This is a genomic window from Campylobacter majalis, assembly GCF_905120465.1.
In the GTDB taxonomy this organism is placed as follows: domain Bacteria; phylum Campylobacterota; class Campylobacteria; order Campylobacterales; family Campylobacteraceae; genus Campylobacter_A; species Campylobacter_A majalis.
Genome location: NZ_CAJHOF010000006.1, coordinates 67,685 through 84,312 on the forward strand (window position 1 = coordinate 67,685; position 16,628 = coordinate 84,312).

Genomic DNA, 16,628 nt, shown 5'->3' on the forward strand with positions numbered 1-16,628 from the left:
TAGCAATATTAATTATCAATTTTGTAAAAATTAATTATACACGTTTTAAAAATGCAAAAACAAAAAAACAAATTGATGCTATTAGTATAATGCTTGCACCACTTGTTAAATCATAATAATAACTAAGCATAAGTCCCAAAATACAAAATATCGCAGAAATAATAGATGCCAAAACCATCATAGAACCAAGACGTTTTGTAAAACCAGCAGCGATAAGTGGTGCTATACTAAGTAGTGCAATAACCAAAATCAGCCCAACTACACGGATAGTTGCTACAACGCAAAGCGCCATCATGCAAACCATAACATAATAAAGAAAATTTGTCCTTATGCCCTTTAATTTGGCATACTCCATATCAAAGCTAATCGCAACAAATTGTCTATAAAGCAGTGTAGTAATCGCTATAAAAAATATATCTAGCCCAAGCATAAATAAAATATCCATATCACTAACTGTTAAAATAGAACCAAATAAATAGCTCATCAAATCGACATTATATCCCGGAGTAAGGTCAATAAGAACGATACCAAATGCCATACCAAATGCCCAAATTGCCCCTATTACACTATCTATTTTATTTTTATCTTTAAGTGTGATATATGCAATAATAATTGCTAAAAGTAGCGAAAATGCCGAAGCACCAAGAAGCGGAGAGAAGCCTAGAAAAAATGCTATGCCTATGCCGCCATATGCACCATGTGCTATGCCTCCAGCTATAAAACCCATCTTGTTTATAACTACAAGTGAGCCTATAATCCCACATGCAACACTTACTAAAATTCCAGAAAGTAGTGCATTTTGCATAAAATTCATCGATAAAATTTCTAGCACTTTTCATCCTTTGCTAAACTAGTTAATCTAAATTTACTTTTATTTGCAAGAGCACGACTGCAATGCAATCTCAACATCACAAAAATGGCTGTGTTCTTTTGCTAAATGAGCTATAAATTCCTGTTTGTTTATATTTGGCGTAATGTCGTGAATATGCAAAGTTTTATTGACATAGGCTACTTTTGTAGCAAAGCTAAGTGCAATATTTGCATCGTGGCTTATTAGCACTATGCCGACACCTTGCTCGTTTAAATTTTTAAGAAGTGCGTAAATTTCAGCCTGTGTTTTTGCATCGATACTTGCCGTTGGCTCATCAAGCATTAAAATTTCACTTTTTGCACACAATGCTCTAGCTATATAAACACGCTGTTTTTGTCCGCCACTTAGTTGTGAAATTTTGTGATTGGCATAATTGCTCATATTTACCATTTCTAAGGCTTTTATGGCTTGTTGCTTTTGGCTAGCTGTGTAAAATCCAAAACGTTTTTGATTTATAAGCCCCATTAAAACAACCTCAACAACGCGTATTGGAAAATTAGAATTTGGCAAAAATACCTGCGGGACATAGCCTATTTTTTCACTAACTTTATTTGGTGATTGCGATAAAATTTCAACCTTGCCACTTTTTGGCGTAAGCAAACCAAGCATAATTTTTAAAAGAGTGCTTTTGCCACCACCATTTGGTCCAATAATGACTAAAAAGTCGTTTTTGCTACATTTAAGATTGATGTTTTTTAATACCGCTTCGTTATCATATCCAAAATTTAAACTGCTTATATCAATCATTAAAATACTCCAGTGTTAAATGAGGTATAAATCATAAACCCTCCAAGTATTATCATAATTAAAAGAGCGAAAATTTCAACATAAATTTTGAAATTTTTATATTTATTAAGTATATTTTGGTTTAGTTTTTGTCCTAAAATTGCAGCCAAAAATATAACCAAACTCATGCCAAGCCCCATAAATACGCCACTTAAAATCCCACTTACATAACTACCAAGCTCAAAAGCTAGTATAAACACAAGTATTACGCCAGGACATGGCACGATGGCTAAACTAGCCGCTACTAACCACTCTTTTTTGTTGTTTTTTGGAGCATTTAGTGCTTTGCAGCTAGAGCATTGACAGCTTGGTGCGTGAGCGGACCATTTTATTTTTGGTTTTTGAAGTTTTTTATACATCATAAACAAAGCAATTATAATAACAGCTATGCCACATACAAAAGTGCTTATTTTAGCAGCGTCTTTGGATAGAATTTGTGCCGTTTGCGTTAGTGTAAAAAATACGCTAAGCACCATTAAAAAAGCACCCAAAACATGTAAAAATCCAACCTTTAAAGCAAAGGCTAATGCCTTGGTATAGCCACCGCCATTTGCTAAAAAATATGATCCAGTTAAAAGCTTTGCGTGTCCTGGACCAGCAGCGTGTAAAAATCCATATACAAATGAAAAAAACAGTATCATAAACAGCGAAAAGACACTTGGATTTTGTTTGTTTTGTTTAAAAATTTGCTTTATTTTGTCCAAAAAGCTAAGACTTGCTTGTGAAATTTGATCAAATTTAGCAGCATCAATTTCGTCGATATATGCATACTCATTTTGTGGATTTATCACATCGCTTAAGCGTGGCTTATTATCATCTTTTTTGGCATTTTCATAGGTTGTAAATTTAAAAAAATTAATATTGCCATTTGCATTTTGAGTTAGATATATGTTTGGTGTAATTTCACGAGACTTTTCATCCATAAATGTAAAGTAGAAAAACTCATTTTTATCAAACATCTCAGTTGATATAACAAGCCCCATTTTTATGGCTATATCTAAGTCGATATCTAGGCGAAATTTCAAGCGATTATCATCAAAACTCATATCATAATCTCGCACTTTTATAAGCACATCTTTTGCCTCTTCGTCGTCGTAGTAGTATGAAATTTTTGTCAAAAAGTCATTTGGCACTAGATAATCAAGAAGCCCACGAAGTATCTCTTTAAGCTCGGTTTGATCCAAATATCTATCGTAGTTTATATCAAAGCTTTGCAGCATTATCTCTGTGAAATTTTCAGAAAAAGCCCAAGTAAAGCTAACTCCACTAAGCCTGTCTTCTCTTACTTCATATTCGGTTGTAACGTGCGAGGTTGGGCTATATAACGCACACAAAGCACATGCGTTTAAGTTTATAAAAATGGCTATGCTTATTAAAAATGCTTTCAAAATCGTCCTTTAAAAGTAAAAAAGATAGCCATTTTACTATAAAAATATTTATTTTAAGCTATCAGCGATTGCGTCAGCTGATTTTTTCATGGTTTCATACCACTCGTATGGCAACTGATCTATCTCAGTTACTGTTGCACCACTCTCTTTTGCTATTGCTTTTGCTGATTTTTGTGAAAACTGTGGTGCTACAAATATCGCTTTGATTCTACTTTTTTTAACGTTTTCGATTAGCTTTGCTAACTGCGCTGGTTTTGGCTCTTTGCCGCCCATTTCTATTGAGACTTGCACTAAATCATAACGGTTAGCAAAGTATCCCCATGATGGATGATACACTACAAACTCACGTTTTTTGATGTCTTTTAATTTATCTTTTATATACCCATCAAGCTCGTCAAGTTTTGCTGAAAATTTTGCCAAATTATCAGCGTAAATTTTAGAATTTTGTGGGTACTTTTGACTTAGTGCCTTAGCTATGTTTGTAGCTTGGGTTTTTACTAGCTCAGGCTCCAGCCAAATATGTGGGTCAAGTCCGCCGTGGCTGTGAGAGCATCCGCCTTCGCCGTCGTGGTGGTGATGAGCGTCATCGTGATCGTGGTGAATACCATGCTTTTCATCTTCTTCATCCATCATGATTTTTTTAACTCCATCTTGAGTGTTTATGATTTGTAGTTTTGGATAGTTTTGACGAAATTTATCAAGCCAAACATCTTCAAACTCAATCCCTATAGCAAAGTAAAGCTCAGATTTTTCAAGCTCTTTCATCTGCTTTGGTTTTGGCTCATATGTATGTGGATCGGCACCCTTTTCAACCATCACATTTACACTCACGCTATCACCAGCTATTTGCTCAACAAAGTATTTTGTAGGTAGTATAGATGCGGTAACTATCGGCTTAGCATAAGTCAGACTAGCACAAATTGCCAACAAAGATAGAATTTTTTTCATCTTTAATCCTTGATTTGAATTTTGAAATTGAAACTCAAAAGTATAGCCAAGTGCAACTAAGTTGCCACTTAAAATTTAAAACTACATCAAAATGATGATAATTTGCCAAAAAGTGATCTATAAAGTCGTTTTAAGCATTAATTAAACAAAGCAGAGTATATACGATAGCATTAAAACACAAAAAATATTAAGATATCAAATTACTTTATGATAATGCATAGTAAGCACATTTGAGCAAATTTAACTCAGTCAGTTTTGACTATATCTTTGTCTTATTATTTTGCAAGCTCTTTGTTGATTTTTTAAAAATTTATACTTCATCTTTGTTATAATTATAATCAAAACAATAGATTTTTTGATAAATTTATACCATTAGATACAAAATGAATTTTTTTCTTAATACTTCTAAATTTTACCATTTTGTCTTTGCAATAGTCTATTGTGCGATGATCATAAGCAAAATAAGGGCAACTTTTTATTTGGCGATATTTTCATTTGCTTATTATAAAGTAACAATCATAGCAAAGCTTTTGTGTTTTTTGCATTGCAATTAACAATTAAATTTTTTAAAAGTTTTTGCACAAATTATAATACAAGTATATCATACTTGTATTTACTTGACTTGTATGAAACAACCTATAGCTTTGTCCGTTATATTAGTTTTTCACATCTTGTTGTAAGTTTTAATATTATTAAGAGATATAATTTTAAATTTTGCACTTATCAAGCCTTAGCCATAATCTTACATTTCACTAATCAAAGTTAATTTAAATTTTCGTCACTTTCATTGTTTATTTTTTTACGTATTTTTACACTTAGTATGCTTGAAGCATCCATTTTGCGAACTTCATAGTGACAGTTTTCATCCTCTACTCTATCACCAACCACAGGCAAACGACCTATGAGATTAAACACATATCCGCCAATTGTTACCTGATCTGTTTCGTCGTCAAAATTTATATCAAGCACCTCTTCAACACTTTCTATATCAGCACGACCACTAAATTCATATATATGCTCTTTTATCTTTTTATATTCAGCGTGTGCTTCATCATGCTCGTCATTTAAATCTCCAAGCACCTCTTCCATGATGTCTTCCATTGTAAGCATTCCAGATGTTCCACCATACTCATCAACCACAAGTGCGACTGAAATTTGCTCTTTATTCATCATAGTTATCGCTTTAGATATAGACAGGCTTTCTGGGATTATTAAAAATTGCCTTACGATACTATCAAAACTTCTCTCATCATCACGCATAAAATGTAGCTCTAGTATATCACGTATATGAATAAAGCCTAAAATCACATCTTTTGAACCATCTATATATGGATAGCGAGTATATTTTGACTCAAAGACCACGGCTAAATTTTCATCAAAACTTGTTTGTTTGTTTATGCATACCATATCACGACGTGGCGTCATAATCTCTTTTGCTACTGTATCGCTAAAATCAACGGCATTTTTTATCATCTCTGTTTCAAAACTATCAAGAACACCGCCTTTTAAGCTTTCGCCAACGATGATTTTTATCTCCTCTTCTGAGTGTGCGATATCACTCTCTTTGGCTCGTTTTATGCCAAGCATTTTTAGTCCAAGTCCGGCTAAAAAATCAAATGTTTTAATAACAGGCGAGAAAATAAACCAGAAAAAATGTAAAGGCTTGGCTATCTTTAGCACTGAGCTTTCGGCTTTTGCTATGGCTACGGATTTTGGTATAAGCTCACCAACAACTACATGAAGTAGCGTTATTATAGTAAATGCGATGGCAAAACTTACGCTGTGAAGCACTATCTCGTTTGCGTTAAAATACTTCGCAAGTGGCTCATCTAGCAATCTTGCAACAGCTGGTTCGCCTATCCAACCAAGTGCCAATGAGCTAAGTGTAATGCCAAGCTGAGTAGCTGATAAGTATGTGTCAAGTTTGTTTGACATATCAAAGGCTAAATTGGCATTTGGAGTTTTTTCTTTAATTAATTCTTCAAGACGAGATTTACGCACTTTAACAAGGGCAAATTCTGACAGAACAAAAAAGGCATTAAGCAAGATAAAAAATATCGCTAAAGCGATCATTAAAAGCGAGTTGTCGCTACTGGGGTACAAGACATAAATCCTTATATTTTAAATTTTTGGCAATTATAGCAAAAATTTAAGATTAGAACAAATTTAATAGACATAGTAAATCAAAAATTTAATAAATTTAATAATTTTTTTTAAAATTTTAATGTAAAATAATAAAATAATTTCATATTAAAAGGACATAGGCATGAAAAAAATAATTCACACAAACAACGCACCACAAGCGATAGGACCATACTCTCAGGCTGTTTTAGCAAATGGATTTTTGTTTGCTTCAGGTCAGCTTGGTGTTTTGCCAAATGGTGAGTTTGCTGGAGATAGCGTTGAAGCCCAAACTGAGCAGAGTTTAAAAAATATAAAAGCCATATTAGCAGCAGCTGATCTTGATATGTCAAATATCATAAAAACTACGATATTTCTTGCAAACATGGATGATTTTGCAAAAGTTAATGAGATATATGCGAAATTTTTTGATGGAGAATTTCCAGCTAGAAGCACAATAGCGGTAAAAACTCTTCCAAAAAATGCCCTTGTTGAGATAGAAAGTATTGCAAGTTTATAATTTAAGGTGGCAGTTTGTCACCTATTTACCCTTAATATTTAAAATTTATTAAATAATTTAATAAAATTATAAAATTTTATGTCACAAAAATATTACTAACTCTTTAAAAGTCCCTATTTTTAGCCATTTCTAAAGTAAATTTTATGAAAATTTATTTTTCAGATTTCTCACGCTAATCACATATCCTTTGTTATATAATTATCCAAGCCAAACTTAAACAAAGGAGAACATAATGCAAAATATGTCAAGACGCGATATGCTTAAAATGAGCATGGTTGGTGCTGGTGCTTTAGCTATAAGTAGCATAAATGCAAATGCTGGTATTAATGCTAGCGATGTTACTTTTGACGAAGAGTGGGACGTTGTAGTTGTAGGTTCAGGTTTTGCTGGTCTATCAGCTGCGATTAAGGCAGCCCAAAAAGGCAACAAAGTAATCATTTTGGAAAAAATGGGTCGTGTAGGCGGCAACTCAGTAATAAACGGCGGCGGCATGAGTGTCCCAGTAAATGAAATCCAAGCCAAAACAGGTATAAAGGATAGCAAAGAGCTATTTATACAAGATTGCTTAAAGGCTGGTTTAGAGATAAATCACCCAGAGCTACTTCAGACATTAGCCGATCGTGGTTCAGATGCATTTAAATTTTTGCAAGAGTGTGGTTGTCAGTTTAAAACAACGCATTGTGCTCACTTTGGTGGTCACTCAGTGCCAAGATCTGTCCTAACTGCAAACGACTCAGGCTCAGCCATAGTTCAGCCAATGGTTGAGTTATTTGAAAAGATTGAAGGTTGTAAGCTATCACGCAGGACAAAATTTGATGATTTTGTTGTTGATGGCGATAGGGTTGTTGGTGTTGTAATTCGCGAAGATTATAAGTTTGACAATAAACTATTTAGCGATGATTTAGAAAATACAAGTGGAACTAAGAAAATTTTAAAAGCCAAAAAAGGTGTTGTTTTAGCAAGTGGTGGCTTTGGTAATGATAAAATTTTTAGAAAATTACAAGATCCAAGAATTGCTGATGATGCAGATAGCACAAATCACGCTGGTGCAACAGCTGGTGCGATGCTAAAAGCGTTTGAGCTTGGTGCGTTTCCAGTGCAGATTGATTGGATTCAGTTTGGACCATGGGCTAGTCCTGATGAGAGAGGATTTGGCACAGGACCTATCTTAACTCAACAAGGCACATTTAAGTATGGTATCGCGGTTGATGTTAGAAATGGTAAGCGTTTTATGAACGAGTTAGCCGATAGAAAACGCCGTGCAGATGCAGAGTTTAAAATTTTAAAAGAGGCTCCTGGCAAATATCCAGTAACTTTTGGCGATGACAAGTGCTTTAGAGATTTAAGCCAAGATGTGATTGATAAAGGTATGTCAAGCGGTAAATTAGTAGGCGTATGTGCCTCACTAGATGAGTTAGCTAGTAAGTATGGCATACCAGCTGATGCACTAAAGCAGACTGTTAAAGAGTATAACGAAGGTGTAAAAGCTGGAAAAGATGAGCTTGGCAAACCAGTAGCTGGGCTTGAGCCGATTAACGAAGCAGGACCATTTTATGCAGTTCGCCTATCGCCAAAACCACACCATACAATGGGCGGATTAAAGATAAATGAAAAAGCACAAGTGCTTTCTTCTAAGACAAACAAGCCTATTGCAGGACTTTATGCAGCAGGTGAGATTACTGGTGGAACACATGGCGCTAGTCGTTTAGGAACGGTTGCGGTTACGGATTGTGTAGTTTTTGGCATGATAGCTGGAGAAAATATCTAAACACTTTAACGTAGCGGTATAGTTTATCGCTACGTTTTATTTATAGTGTTTATATTAATACCATTTTATACGATAATTTAACATAGAGAAAAACATGAAGGTAGTTAAAGTTTTATTATTGACACTTTTTGCCTGTATAACACTATCTTTTGGTAGCGATACAAAAACTGGTAGTTTAAATATACAAAAAGTCATCATCACAGATGAGATGAGAGTAAAATACCCTATAAAGTCTCATCACGAGCATTTAGCATTTGATTGCGTAGATTGTCACGTAAATCAAGGCGATGATCCAAGTAAATTTAAAAATATCGGCGATAATGGCTGTATGAGTTGCCATAAGTCTAAACAGTTTATGGCAAAAAGGTTAAAATTTATGGATACACTAAAGGCAAATCCACACAACTCAGTGCATGACGGTCCTACGCTTTATTGTGATGAATGCCATTTTGAACATCAGCAATCAACTAATATGTGCATCGAGTGTCACGAGCACGAGGTTCCACAATGGATGGGGGTAACACCATGAAAATTTCTAAAAAATTTCTAGCACTTATTGTATTTATAAGTGGTATAATTGGTTTTATGGTTGTATTGCCTGTTCATTATGCACTTGATAAGACAAGTGGGGATAAATTTTGCGTGGTATGTCATGAAATGGAGCCTATGGTTATGAGTTATCAACACGACATTCATAGCGGCAAGGGTGCAAATGGCATTAAAACCAAATGTGTGGATTGTCATATACCACATGATAATCTTGCAAAGTATGTCTTAACAAAGGCAAAAAATGGCATAGTTGAAGGTTATATTCACTTTTTTGGCGATCCTGATAGCATTGACTGGCATAAAAATCGCAAAAACAAAGAAAATTATGTCTTTGATAATGGTTGCATGAGCTGTCATACAGATATACTTACAACAACAGCTTCATCACAACAAGCTAAAAAGATGCACGCTCATTACGCCAAGCTGCTAAATACTGATAAAGAGATAAAGTGTGTAAGTTGTCACGTCACAGTTGGACATGGTGGCGAATTAAGAAATTATCTTGAGTATTATAAGCCAACATATAAGATATATGAGCGAAAAATGATGGAAAAAAAGATACAAAGTAAGCAAAAATTTTATGACAACTATAAACTTAGCGACGATGAGAGAGAATTTTTACAAAAAAATTCTAAAAATTTAGGACATTAATTATGAAAAAGATACTTTTGCTTTCAGACGATTTTGACTTACAAATTAACCTAAATGCTGCTCTTTATAGGTTTAATTTTAGGGTTAGCTCTATGCCAACTGCTAAAGAATTTTTAAATGAGATAGAGCGTTTAAACAGCTATGATTTATACCTGTTTGAGATGAAAGCAAAAGATCTTGACTTAAAGCTGATAAAATCAATCAGAGATGCACAAAATTTCACCCCAATTATGTTAATTTTAGATGAAGCGATAGCCGAAAATTTTAAAAAAATTTATTATGCAAAAGTTGATAGCTTTATCGTTAAACCGTTTTTGATGGATGAAATTTTATTTCATATTTTTAAGCTCACAAATGTTCTTTTAGGGACGAAATTTGAGTTTAAAAATAATATTTTATTTGATAAAACTAGCCTGAGCGTGAAATTTGACAATACAGAAATTTCACTAGGTAAAAAAGAAGGTCTATTTTTAGAAGTTTTAGCAAAAAATTCTCCTCACGTAGTGACATTTAACGAGATACAACATTACGTTTATAATGGCGAAAATGTCTCGCAAGACAGAATTCGCTCAATTCTTCGAGAGATACGACAAAAAGTGCCAAAATTGCAGATTAAAACAATTCGTGGCATTGGATACAAGATAGAATAACTAAATAAATTTTAAAATATTGCCGATATAGCCTAAAGCTTCATAGATAAAGGATTTGTTATGAAAATACAAAGCTATAATATAGATATGTTTTCAAACAGAGATTTTCGCTCTCAAGATTTTCGTAGTGGTTCTTATATCGAAAACTCAACAATGAGTGCAAGTTATAAAAATGACCCTAACGGCACTGAAAAAACTTATAAAATAGGTGATCAAAGCACTGAAATTTTCATAAGAAACATGGAGATGCTAGCAAAAACTGTTCAAAAAACAATAGATTTTTTAAAAGGCATAAAAGAGGAAAACTCAAGAGATTTTACTCCCGCTTCATTTGATAATAACATGGTGGCTACATATAGCGAGAAAGAAAGCACAAAAGTGCATACAAAAGCAAAAATCAAAGCCGATGGCAAGATGATAGATGTCGATTTAAAGCTAAATTTGTCGCGTAGTTTTACTCAATTAACGCACATTACTCAAGTAAGACAGATGTATGATCCGCTTGTGATCACGCTAGATGGTGCTATGCCAACACTTAGTAATAATACAATAGAGTTTGATATAGATGCAGATGGCAGAAAAGATCAGATAAGTAGGCTTGGTGCAAACTCGGCATTTTTGGTGCTAGATTTAAATGAAAATGGCGTTGTTGATGATGCAAATGAGCTGTTTGGTGCAAAAAGCGGTGATGGGTATGCGGATTTGACCAAGTATGATAAAGATAGCAACGGCTGGATAGATGAAAATGATGAAATTTTTAATAAACTTCGTATTTGGCAAAACGATGAGGATGGCAAGAGATTGTTATCGCTTGGCGAGGTTGGCATAGGTGCGATTTTTCTAGGCTCTATATCTTCGCAGCATAGCTATAAAGCACTAGATGATAACGCAAATTTGGCTGAGTTAAAAAGAAGCGGATTTTTCTTATTTGAAAATGGCAATGCTGGTGTTATGGCACAGATGGATTTTGCTAAAATTTCAAAGAACAAAGACGATGTTGTCAAAAAAGAAACTCAACAAAACCTAACAAGATTGGGCGTTGAGCTACCAAAACAAGAGCAGCTAGATATAAATCCAAAATCAAGTTTGATTAAAATTTTAGAAAATCGCTTGGCTAATTTGCAATCACAACTATTAAAGGCAAAAAATAGCGAAAAAATGTCTATAAATATGCAAATTGCAGTCGTTAGCTCTGAACTTATGACGGCTAAAATGATGGGATTTTCGTAAAATTTTACATACAATTTACATTTATGCCAAAAAACATAAGAATTTAAGCAAAAACAAAGTATAATCCCACGCACATTTCTAACATTAAAGGATAAAAATGGTAAAGAGTTACGTTACGGGTTTTGCACGTATTGGTGAGCAAAGAGAGCTTAAGAAAGTGCTTGAGAATTTTTGGAGTGGCAAGGTAAATGCTGAAGAGGTGCAAACTACGGCAAAGATGCTAAAAACACGCCACTGGAACTACCAAAAAGATGCTGGTATAGATCTCATTTCAAGCAATGACTTTTCTTTTTATGACCTGATGTTAGATATGATTTTTGCACTCGGAGTTATTCCGACGCGTTTTGCAAAATTTAGCGGACAACAATTATATTTTGCTATGGCACGTGGTGCTGATAGTGCTGTGGCTATGGAGATGACAAAGTGGTTTAACACAAACTATCACTATATTGTGCCTGAGTTAAATGCCAATAGCAAATTTTCATTAAATAGCGAAAAAATCATAGCTGAATACAATGAAGCAAAAGCAAACGGCATAAAAACTAAGATAAATTTAATAGGACCTATAACCTTTTTAGCACTATCAAAAACGACAGATGACAGTTGTGCGTTTGCTCATCTAGATAGTGTTTTAGAGCAATATACTAAGCTACTTAATGAAATTTCTAAGCTTGATAGCGAAGTTGTAGTTCAGTTTGATGAGCCAATTTTTGTTACAGATAAAGGCGATAGTTTAGTTGATAAAATAGCTCCTGTTTATGAAAAATTAACAAGCGTAAAAGGCATAAAGGTTATATTTATGACATATTTTGAACATGCCTTAAAAGCTGTAAATGAAGTGGTAAAAACTAAAATTTACGGACTTGGACTTGATTTTATCTGGGGCGAGAAAAATTTAGCCGCACTTGAGATTTTGGCTAAATCAGATGTGGTGCTTTTTGCCGGCGTAGTCGATGGTAGAAACGTTTGGAAATCAAACATTGATAAAAAAGTAGAACTTGTAAAAGATATCGCATCTAAGCTTGGTGGCAAAGATTTTTACATAGGTTCAAGTTGCTCGTTGCTTCATGTGCCATACACTTTAAAATACGAAAACAAGCTAAATTCTGAGATAAAATCATGGCTAAGTTTTGGCGTTGAGAAACTAAGTGAGATTGCTATTATCACAAAATTAGTAAATGACGAGAAGCTAAACGAAAAAGAGGTCGAAATTTACACTGAAAACAAAGCAAGTGCAAACTCTCGCTCAAACTCAAGCTTGATACACGATGAAGCTGTCGCTAAGCGTGTAGCAAATTTAACTAAATTTGAGCGTGATATGAGCTTTGATGAGCGTATTAAAGTGCAAAAACAGACTTTAAATTATGGAATTTTGCCTACTACAACGATAGGCAGCTTCCCTCAAACTAGCGAAGTAAGACAGGTAAGAAACGCATTTAAAAAAGGACTAATTAGCAAAGATGCTTACGAGATCGATATCAAAAAATACATCGATGATTGCGTGAAATTTCAAGAAGAGTGTGGGCTAGATGTGCTAGTGCATGGTGAGCCTGAGAGAAATGACATGGTGGAGTATTTTGGTGAGCAAATAAAGGGCTATGCGTTTAGTGAAAATGGCTGGGTGCAAAGCTATGGAAGCCGTTGTGTTAAGCCACCTCTTTTATTTGGCGATGTAAGTCGTCCAAAACCGATGACTGTAGAGTGGATAAGCTATGCTCAAAGTAAAACCGATAAGATAATGAAAGGTATGCTAACAGGTCCAGTGACTATCCTAAACTGGTCATTTGTGCGTGATGATAAGCCTCGTGCTGAGATAGCAAAACAACTTGCACTTTGTATATATGATGAGATAGCAGATCTTCAAGATGCTGGTATAAAAATCATACAAGTTGATGAAGCAGCGTTTAAAGAAGGGTATCCGTTAAGAGCCGAAAATATACCTGCATACGAAAAATTCTCAGTAGATTGCTTTAAGCTTTCAGTTGCTTCTGCACGTCCTGAAACGCAAATTCATACACATATGTGCTATTCTGAATTTAACGACATTATCAAAACCATCGAAGCGATGGATGCAGACGTTATCTCGATAGAAACGGCTCGTTCTGGCAATGAACTGCTTAAAATTTTCAAAGCAGTAGGCTATAAGCAAGAGGTAGGTCCTGGTGTTTATGATATACATAGCCCACGTGTTCCAAGTGTTCAAGAACAAGTAGAACAGATCAAAGCACTTCTTGAGGTATTGCCAAAAGAGCAGCTTTGGATAAATCCAGATTGCGGTCTAAAAACAAGAAAATGGGAAGAAGTAAAACCGAGCCTTAAAAATATGACAGAGGCTGTCAAGATAGTGCGCTCACTATAAATTTCGTAAGCTCACATATCGTGGGCTTACTTTATTGAAATTCAAAATATAAAAAATTCACCAAACCAAGTCCAAAAATATCAGCTAACGCATGAGATAGAAAAAATCCGTATAAATTTTTATAACCCTTTTGATATATCACAAAATAAAAAATACCAAGTATTAAACCAATGCCAAGTGCTGAGTATATCCCTTGATACGTATGAAAGCTAATGCGAATGATAAGCGAGAAAAGTAAAATTTTACGAATTTTTTCACTACTTACACTCATGCAAATTGCTATAAAAAATAGCTCTTCAAAACTTGCATTTATGATAGAAACTAGTATAAGTTCAATATTTATATTAATTGGCAAAGAGTAATTTGCAATATCGTATTCTTGTTGTTGTGTTGGGGTTACAAGCTCGGCCACATATAAAAAAATATCCATAATTAGTGCCGCACTACAAAACATTACAAGTGCTATTAGGCTATCTTTTAGCGTTATTTTAAATTGCCACTGAGAAAAATCAAAATTACGAAATTTTAAATATAAAAATGCCAACAGTGCAAACAGTATCTCTTCTATCATAAGCCTATACTCGCCACCCGCAATAGTGTCTAAATTGACGCCAAATAAAACATCTTGAGTGCTATCAAAATCCGTAAAAAATGCATAGGTGGACTGATAGATTGCTGTAGCAAACATTATAGTAGCTAAAATAATAATATCATAAGTATTTAGAAATTTAAGTTTCATTTAAAATGCCTTTTTACTCTTATTTTATCAAAGGCTATTTAAAATTAATTTAAAATATATAAATTTAACTACATTTTTTGTTAATTTTAATACATAGACATCCAATATCAAAACCAAAAGTAGTAAAACTACCTTTGATTACTTTAGTCTTGCAAACAATCATTAAATATAAATTTATGCTCGTTTGGCAATGCCTCAAATACGGCATGTGCTAGATCGCGTATCTCCCACAATGCTGCTTTTTTAGACCTTAAAGATATGAAATTTTGCAAACTTCTAGCATTTACGCTCCATGTAAGTTCTGTTTTGTAGCACTCCGGAAGGCAATATTTTACTATATCTATACTTGTCGTTGTTGTGCTTAGAATTTTACGCAGGTTTTCTAGTGCTTTTACACTTGCATTATCGATTAATTCGTTGTTGGTTAAAACAATATAGCGACTTGCATTTAAAAAATCACCATCTTTAAATTCTGCTTCATTTTTTAGCTCTTTTAGTGTGTAGCGGGTTGATTTCACGCTTAAACTTGCAATTCTATGACGTGCTAACTCTTGAAGCAAGGCACGTGAAATTCCTTGAATATAGAAGTTATAATAAAGGTGCTCAAGTGTGCTTGCATGTTTGTTTTTATTGCCAACTCTATCGATTAATTCAATATCTTTTTCGCCACCATTATCTCCACGCTCAAAGCTTTGCCAACATGTGCGTATTGCGTGTGAGCATATATTTAATGGGGTATGATTAAGTAGTGTAACTTGCATAAATTGCCTTTAAGTTTTTGTATATTTTAACGTTTTGTTGCTTTTTAAGGGATAAAATTTGTGATTAGTTGAATATATTAAACCCCTTCTCAGATGACTGCGGCACACACCATATACAAGTGCTCTGCTGTGTTCCCACCCTGAAGCGGTGCTTATAAATAGCATTGCACAGGTCTAAGAAGGAGCGAAGCGGATTATACTAAAATATTGCTTAAATTTTAGTAAATGTATAAATTTGCCTGAAATTTATGTTTTCATTGTATAATTTTAAATTTGCTAAGGAAAAACAATGCCATTTAATTTTAAATTAACATGTTTATCGATATTTCGTGAGCTTTTGGTTTATCATCATAAATCGCTTGAGTTTAGAGCTAAGGTTTTTGCTGCGATGATAGGAGCTAAACTTGATCCAAAAGAAGAGGATTTTGAATTGCTTTACGAGATAGCAGGAAGCATTTACGAAAATGATGAAACTAGGAAAAAATTCTTAGTCAAAGCGACAAAAGAGTATGTTGCAAAGGTCAAAAAAAAGGATCATCTTACACTTGATGCGTTGCTTTTAAGCATAGATAAAGATTTAAAAGCACACAAGCGATACGCTTCAAAAATAGATTTTTCACACCTTAGACGTTTTTTGACTGGTTGCGAAGACGAGATATTAGTGCAACAGCGAGTTTATGAGTTTTTGATAACTGAAGTCAAAACCATACTTGGAGAATCTTGATAAACATCATTGAAAAGATGCAAAATTTATAGATAAAATCACATCAAAAATTAAAGGAAAATCATGCAAAATATCTATCCGTATGTGTTAATTGTGCATCTTTTTTGTGCTATTGTGCTTTTGGGCTACATCTTTTTTGATGTTGTTATTTTTAATCGTTTAAGGGGCGTTTTGGGCGATGATTTTGATAGAGTAAAACAAGCTATCGGACAAAAAGCAGTTAAGATAATGCCACTTATGCTACTTTTACTTATACTAACAGGTGGAATGATGATGAGTAGCTGGGTTGGCTCTAAGGCTGGTGGGTATTTTCAGACTTCACTTCAGCAAATTTTTATGGCAAAGGTTATATTGGCTTTTGCGATTTTTGTGCTTGTATCTTACTCGCTTAGTATGAAAATTATATTTAAAAAACAGCCAGTAAAATTTATAAAAGACTATATACATCACATAGCATTATTGTTTGGTTTTTTCATTGTGCTATTTGCTAAAATCATGTATCTTGTGTGAAATTTCACTCGAAATTTCACAACTTAGTCTCTCTTTGTATAAGCTTAAGAAAG

Annotated in this window: 16 protein-coding genes and 1 other RNA gene; 9 read left to right on the top strand and 8 right to left on the bottom strand. The window is 34.0% G+C overall.

Annotated elements, in window-relative coordinates; translation table 11 throughout:
* Window positions 1-34 precede the first annotated feature (34 nt).
* From LQU93_RS04340 to LQU93_RS04360, 5 genes are all read right to left on the bottom strand, one after another.
* Complete coding sequence (locus tag LQU93_RS04340; RefSeq protein ID WP_229932667.1) at window positions 35-832, bottom strand: metal ABC transporter permease; 798 nt, start codon at window positions 830-832, stop codon at window positions 35-37.
* Between the two features lie 39 nt (window positions 833-871).
* Window positions 872-1,618, bottom strand: a complete 747-nt coding sequence (locus tag LQU93_RS04345; RefSeq protein ID WP_229932668.1) for a metal ABC transporter ATP-binding protein — start codon at window positions 1,616-1,618, stop codon at window positions 872-874.
* Window positions 1,618-3,045, bottom strand: a complete 1,428-nt coding sequence (locus LQU93_RS04350; protein ID WP_229932669.1) for a HoxN/HupN/NixA family nickel/cobalt transporter — start codon at window positions 3,043-3,045, stop codon at window positions 1,618-1,620. The genes LQU93_RS04345 and LQU93_RS04350 overlap by 1 nt, the downstream gene beginning before the upstream one ends.
* 48 nt (window positions 3,046-3,093) lie before the next feature.
* A complete protein-coding gene (locus tag LQU93_RS04355; RefSeq protein ID WP_229932670.1) occupies window positions 3,094-3,993 on the bottom strand; it encodes a metal ABC transporter solute-binding protein, Zn/Mn family in 900 nt (299 codons plus the stop codon).
* Between the two features lie 762 nt (window positions 3,994-4,755).
* Window positions 4,756-6,096: a hemolysin family protein gene (locus LQU93_RS04360; protein ID WP_229932671.1), complete on the bottom strand. Its 1,341-nt coding sequence runs from the start codon at window positions 6,094-6,096 to the stop codon at window positions 4,756-4,758.
* Window positions 6,097-6,259: 163 nt separating this feature from the next.
* Here LQU93_RS04360 and LQU93_RS04365 point away from each other — a divergent pair, with 163 nt between their 5' ends.
* The 7 genes from LQU93_RS04365 (at window position 6,260) to metE (ending at window position 13,841) form a co-directional block, all read left to right on the top strand.
* Entirely contained in the window at window positions 6,260-6,634 is a 375-nt protein-coding gene (locus tag LQU93_RS04365) for a RidA family protein (protein ID WP_229932672.1), read from the top strand.
* Between the two features lie 232 nt (window positions 6,635-6,866).
* Window positions 6,867-8,402 carry a flavocytochrome c gene (locus tag LQU93_RS04370; RefSeq protein WP_229932673.1) on the top strand — a complete coding sequence of 512 codons (1,536 nt, stop codon included), beginning with the start codon at window positions 6,867-6,869 and terminating at the stop codon, window positions 8,400-8,402.
* A gap of 94 nt (window positions 8,403-8,496) precedes the next feature.
* Complete coding sequence (locus tag LQU93_RS04375) at window positions 8,497-8,931, top strand: cytochrome c3 family protein (RefSeq protein ID WP_229932674.1); 435 nt, start codon at window positions 8,497-8,499, stop codon at window positions 8,929-8,931.
* Window positions 8,928-9,602: a cytochrome c3 family protein gene (locus tag LQU93_RS04380; protein WP_229932712.1), complete on the top strand. Its 675-nt coding sequence runs from the start codon at window positions 8,928-8,930 to the stop codon at window positions 9,600-9,602. The genes LQU93_RS04375 and LQU93_RS04380 overlap by 4 nt, the downstream gene beginning before the upstream one ends.
* A 2-nt stretch (window positions 9,603-9,604) precedes the next feature.
* Entirely contained in the window at window positions 9,605-10,252 is a 648-nt protein-coding gene (locus LQU93_RS04385; protein WP_229932675.1) for a response regulator transcription factor, read from the top strand.
* A 60-nt stretch (window positions 10,253-10,312) separates the two neighbouring features.
* Window positions 10,313-11,482, top strand: coding sequence for a hypothetical protein (locus tag LQU93_RS04390; RefSeq protein ID WP_229932676.1), 1,170 nt, complete (start codon window positions 10,313-10,315; stop codon window positions 11,480-11,482).
* A 97-nt stretch (window positions 11,483-11,579) separates the two neighbouring features.
* Entirely contained in the window at window positions 11,580-13,841 is a 2,262-nt protein-coding gene (metE, locus tag LQU93_RS04395) for a 5-methyltetrahydropteroyltriglutamate--homocysteine S-methyltransferase (RefSeq protein ID WP_229932677.1), read from the top strand.
* A gap of 31 nt (window positions 13,842-13,872) precedes the next feature.
* On the opposite strand, the gene LQU93_RS04400 is transcribed toward metE, so the two are convergent.
* From LQU93_RS04400 to ffs, 3 genes are all read right to left on the bottom strand, one after another.
* Window positions 13,873-14,580: a CPBP family glutamic-type intramembrane protease gene (locus LQU93_RS04400; protein WP_229932678.1), complete on the bottom strand. Its 708-nt coding sequence runs from the start codon at window positions 14,578-14,580 to the stop codon at window positions 13,873-13,875.
* 143 nt (window positions 14,581-14,723) lie between these two features.
* Window positions 14,724-15,341 carry an FAD-dependent thymidylate synthase gene (gene thyX, locus LQU93_RS04405; RefSeq protein ID WP_229932679.1) on the bottom strand — a complete coding sequence of 206 codons (618 nt, stop codon included), beginning with the start codon at window positions 15,339-15,341 and terminating at the stop codon, window positions 14,724-14,726.
* An 83-nt stretch (window positions 15,342-15,424) separates the two neighbouring features.
* An RNA gene (gene ffs / locus LQU93_RS04410) (signal recognition particle sRNA small type) lies at window positions 15,425-15,522 on the bottom strand.
* A gap of 108 nt (window positions 15,523-15,630) precedes the next feature.
* Between ffs and LQU93_RS04415 the strand changes: the two genes are divergently transcribed.
* Both LQU93_RS04415 and LQU93_RS04420 read left to right on the top strand, forming a co-directional pair.
* Window positions 15,631-16,065: a hypothetical protein gene (locus tag LQU93_RS04415; RefSeq protein WP_229932680.1), complete on the top strand. Its 435-nt coding sequence runs from the start codon at window positions 15,631-15,633 to the stop codon at window positions 16,063-16,065.
* 63 nt (window positions 16,066-16,128) lie between these two features.
* Entirely contained in the window at window positions 16,129-16,575 is a 447-nt protein-coding gene (locus LQU93_RS04420) for a copper resistance protein CopD (RefSeq protein WP_229932681.1), read from the top strand.
* The last annotated feature ends 53 nt before the right edge of the window (window positions 16,576-16,628 follow it).

Bases quoted from the DNA above. Each gene is read 5' to 3' on its own strand.
- LQU93_RS04390 (WP_229932676.1), top strand. From the start codon at position 10,313: ATGAAAATACAAAGCTATAATATAGATATGTTTTCAAACAGAGATTTT.
- LQU93_RS04415 (WP_229932680.1), top strand. From the start codon at position 15,631: ATGCCATTTAATTTTAAATTAACATGTTTATCGATATTTCGTGAGCTT.
- LQU93_RS04400 (WP_229932678.1), bottom strand. From the start codon at position 14,580: ATGAAACTTAAATTTCTAAATACTTATGATATTATTATTTTAGCTACT.
- LQU93_RS04380 (WP_229932712.1), top strand. From the start codon at position 8,928: ATGAAAATTTCTAAAAAATTTCTAGCACTTATTGTATTTATAAGTGGT.
- LQU93_RS04375 (WP_229932674.1), top strand. From the start codon at position 8,497: ATGAAGGTAGTTAAAGTTTTATTATTGACACTTTTTGCCTGTATAACA.
- LQU93_RS04370 (WP_229932673.1), top strand. From the start codon at position 6,867: ATGCAAAATATGTCAAGACGCGATATGCTTAAAATGAGCATGGTTGGT.
- LQU93_RS04420 (WP_229932681.1), top strand. From the start codon at position 16,129: ATGCAAAATATCTATCCGTATGTGTTAATTGTGCATCTTTTTTGTGCT.
- LQU93_RS04365 (WP_229932672.1), top strand. From the start codon at position 6,260: ATGAAAAAAATAATTCACACAAACAACGCACCACAAGCGATAGGACCA.
- LQU93_RS04345 (WP_229932668.1), bottom strand. From the start codon at position 1,618: ATGATTGATATAAGCAGTTTAAATTTTGGATATGATAACGAAGCGGTA.
- LQU93_RS04355 (WP_229932670.1), bottom strand. From the start codon at position 3,993: ATGAAAAAAATTCTATCTTTGTTGGCAATTTGTGCTAGTCTGACTTAT.
- thyX (WP_229932679.1), bottom strand. From the start codon at position 15,341: ATGCAAGTTACACTACTTAATCATACCCCATTAAATATATGCTCACAC.
- LQU93_RS04385 (WP_229932675.1), top strand. From the start codon at position 9,605: ATGAAAAAGATACTTTTGCTTTCAGACGATTTTGACTTACAAATTAAC.
- metE (WP_229932677.1), top strand. From the start codon at position 11,580: ATGGTAAAGAGTTACGTTACGGGTTTTGCACGTATTGGTGAGCAAAGA.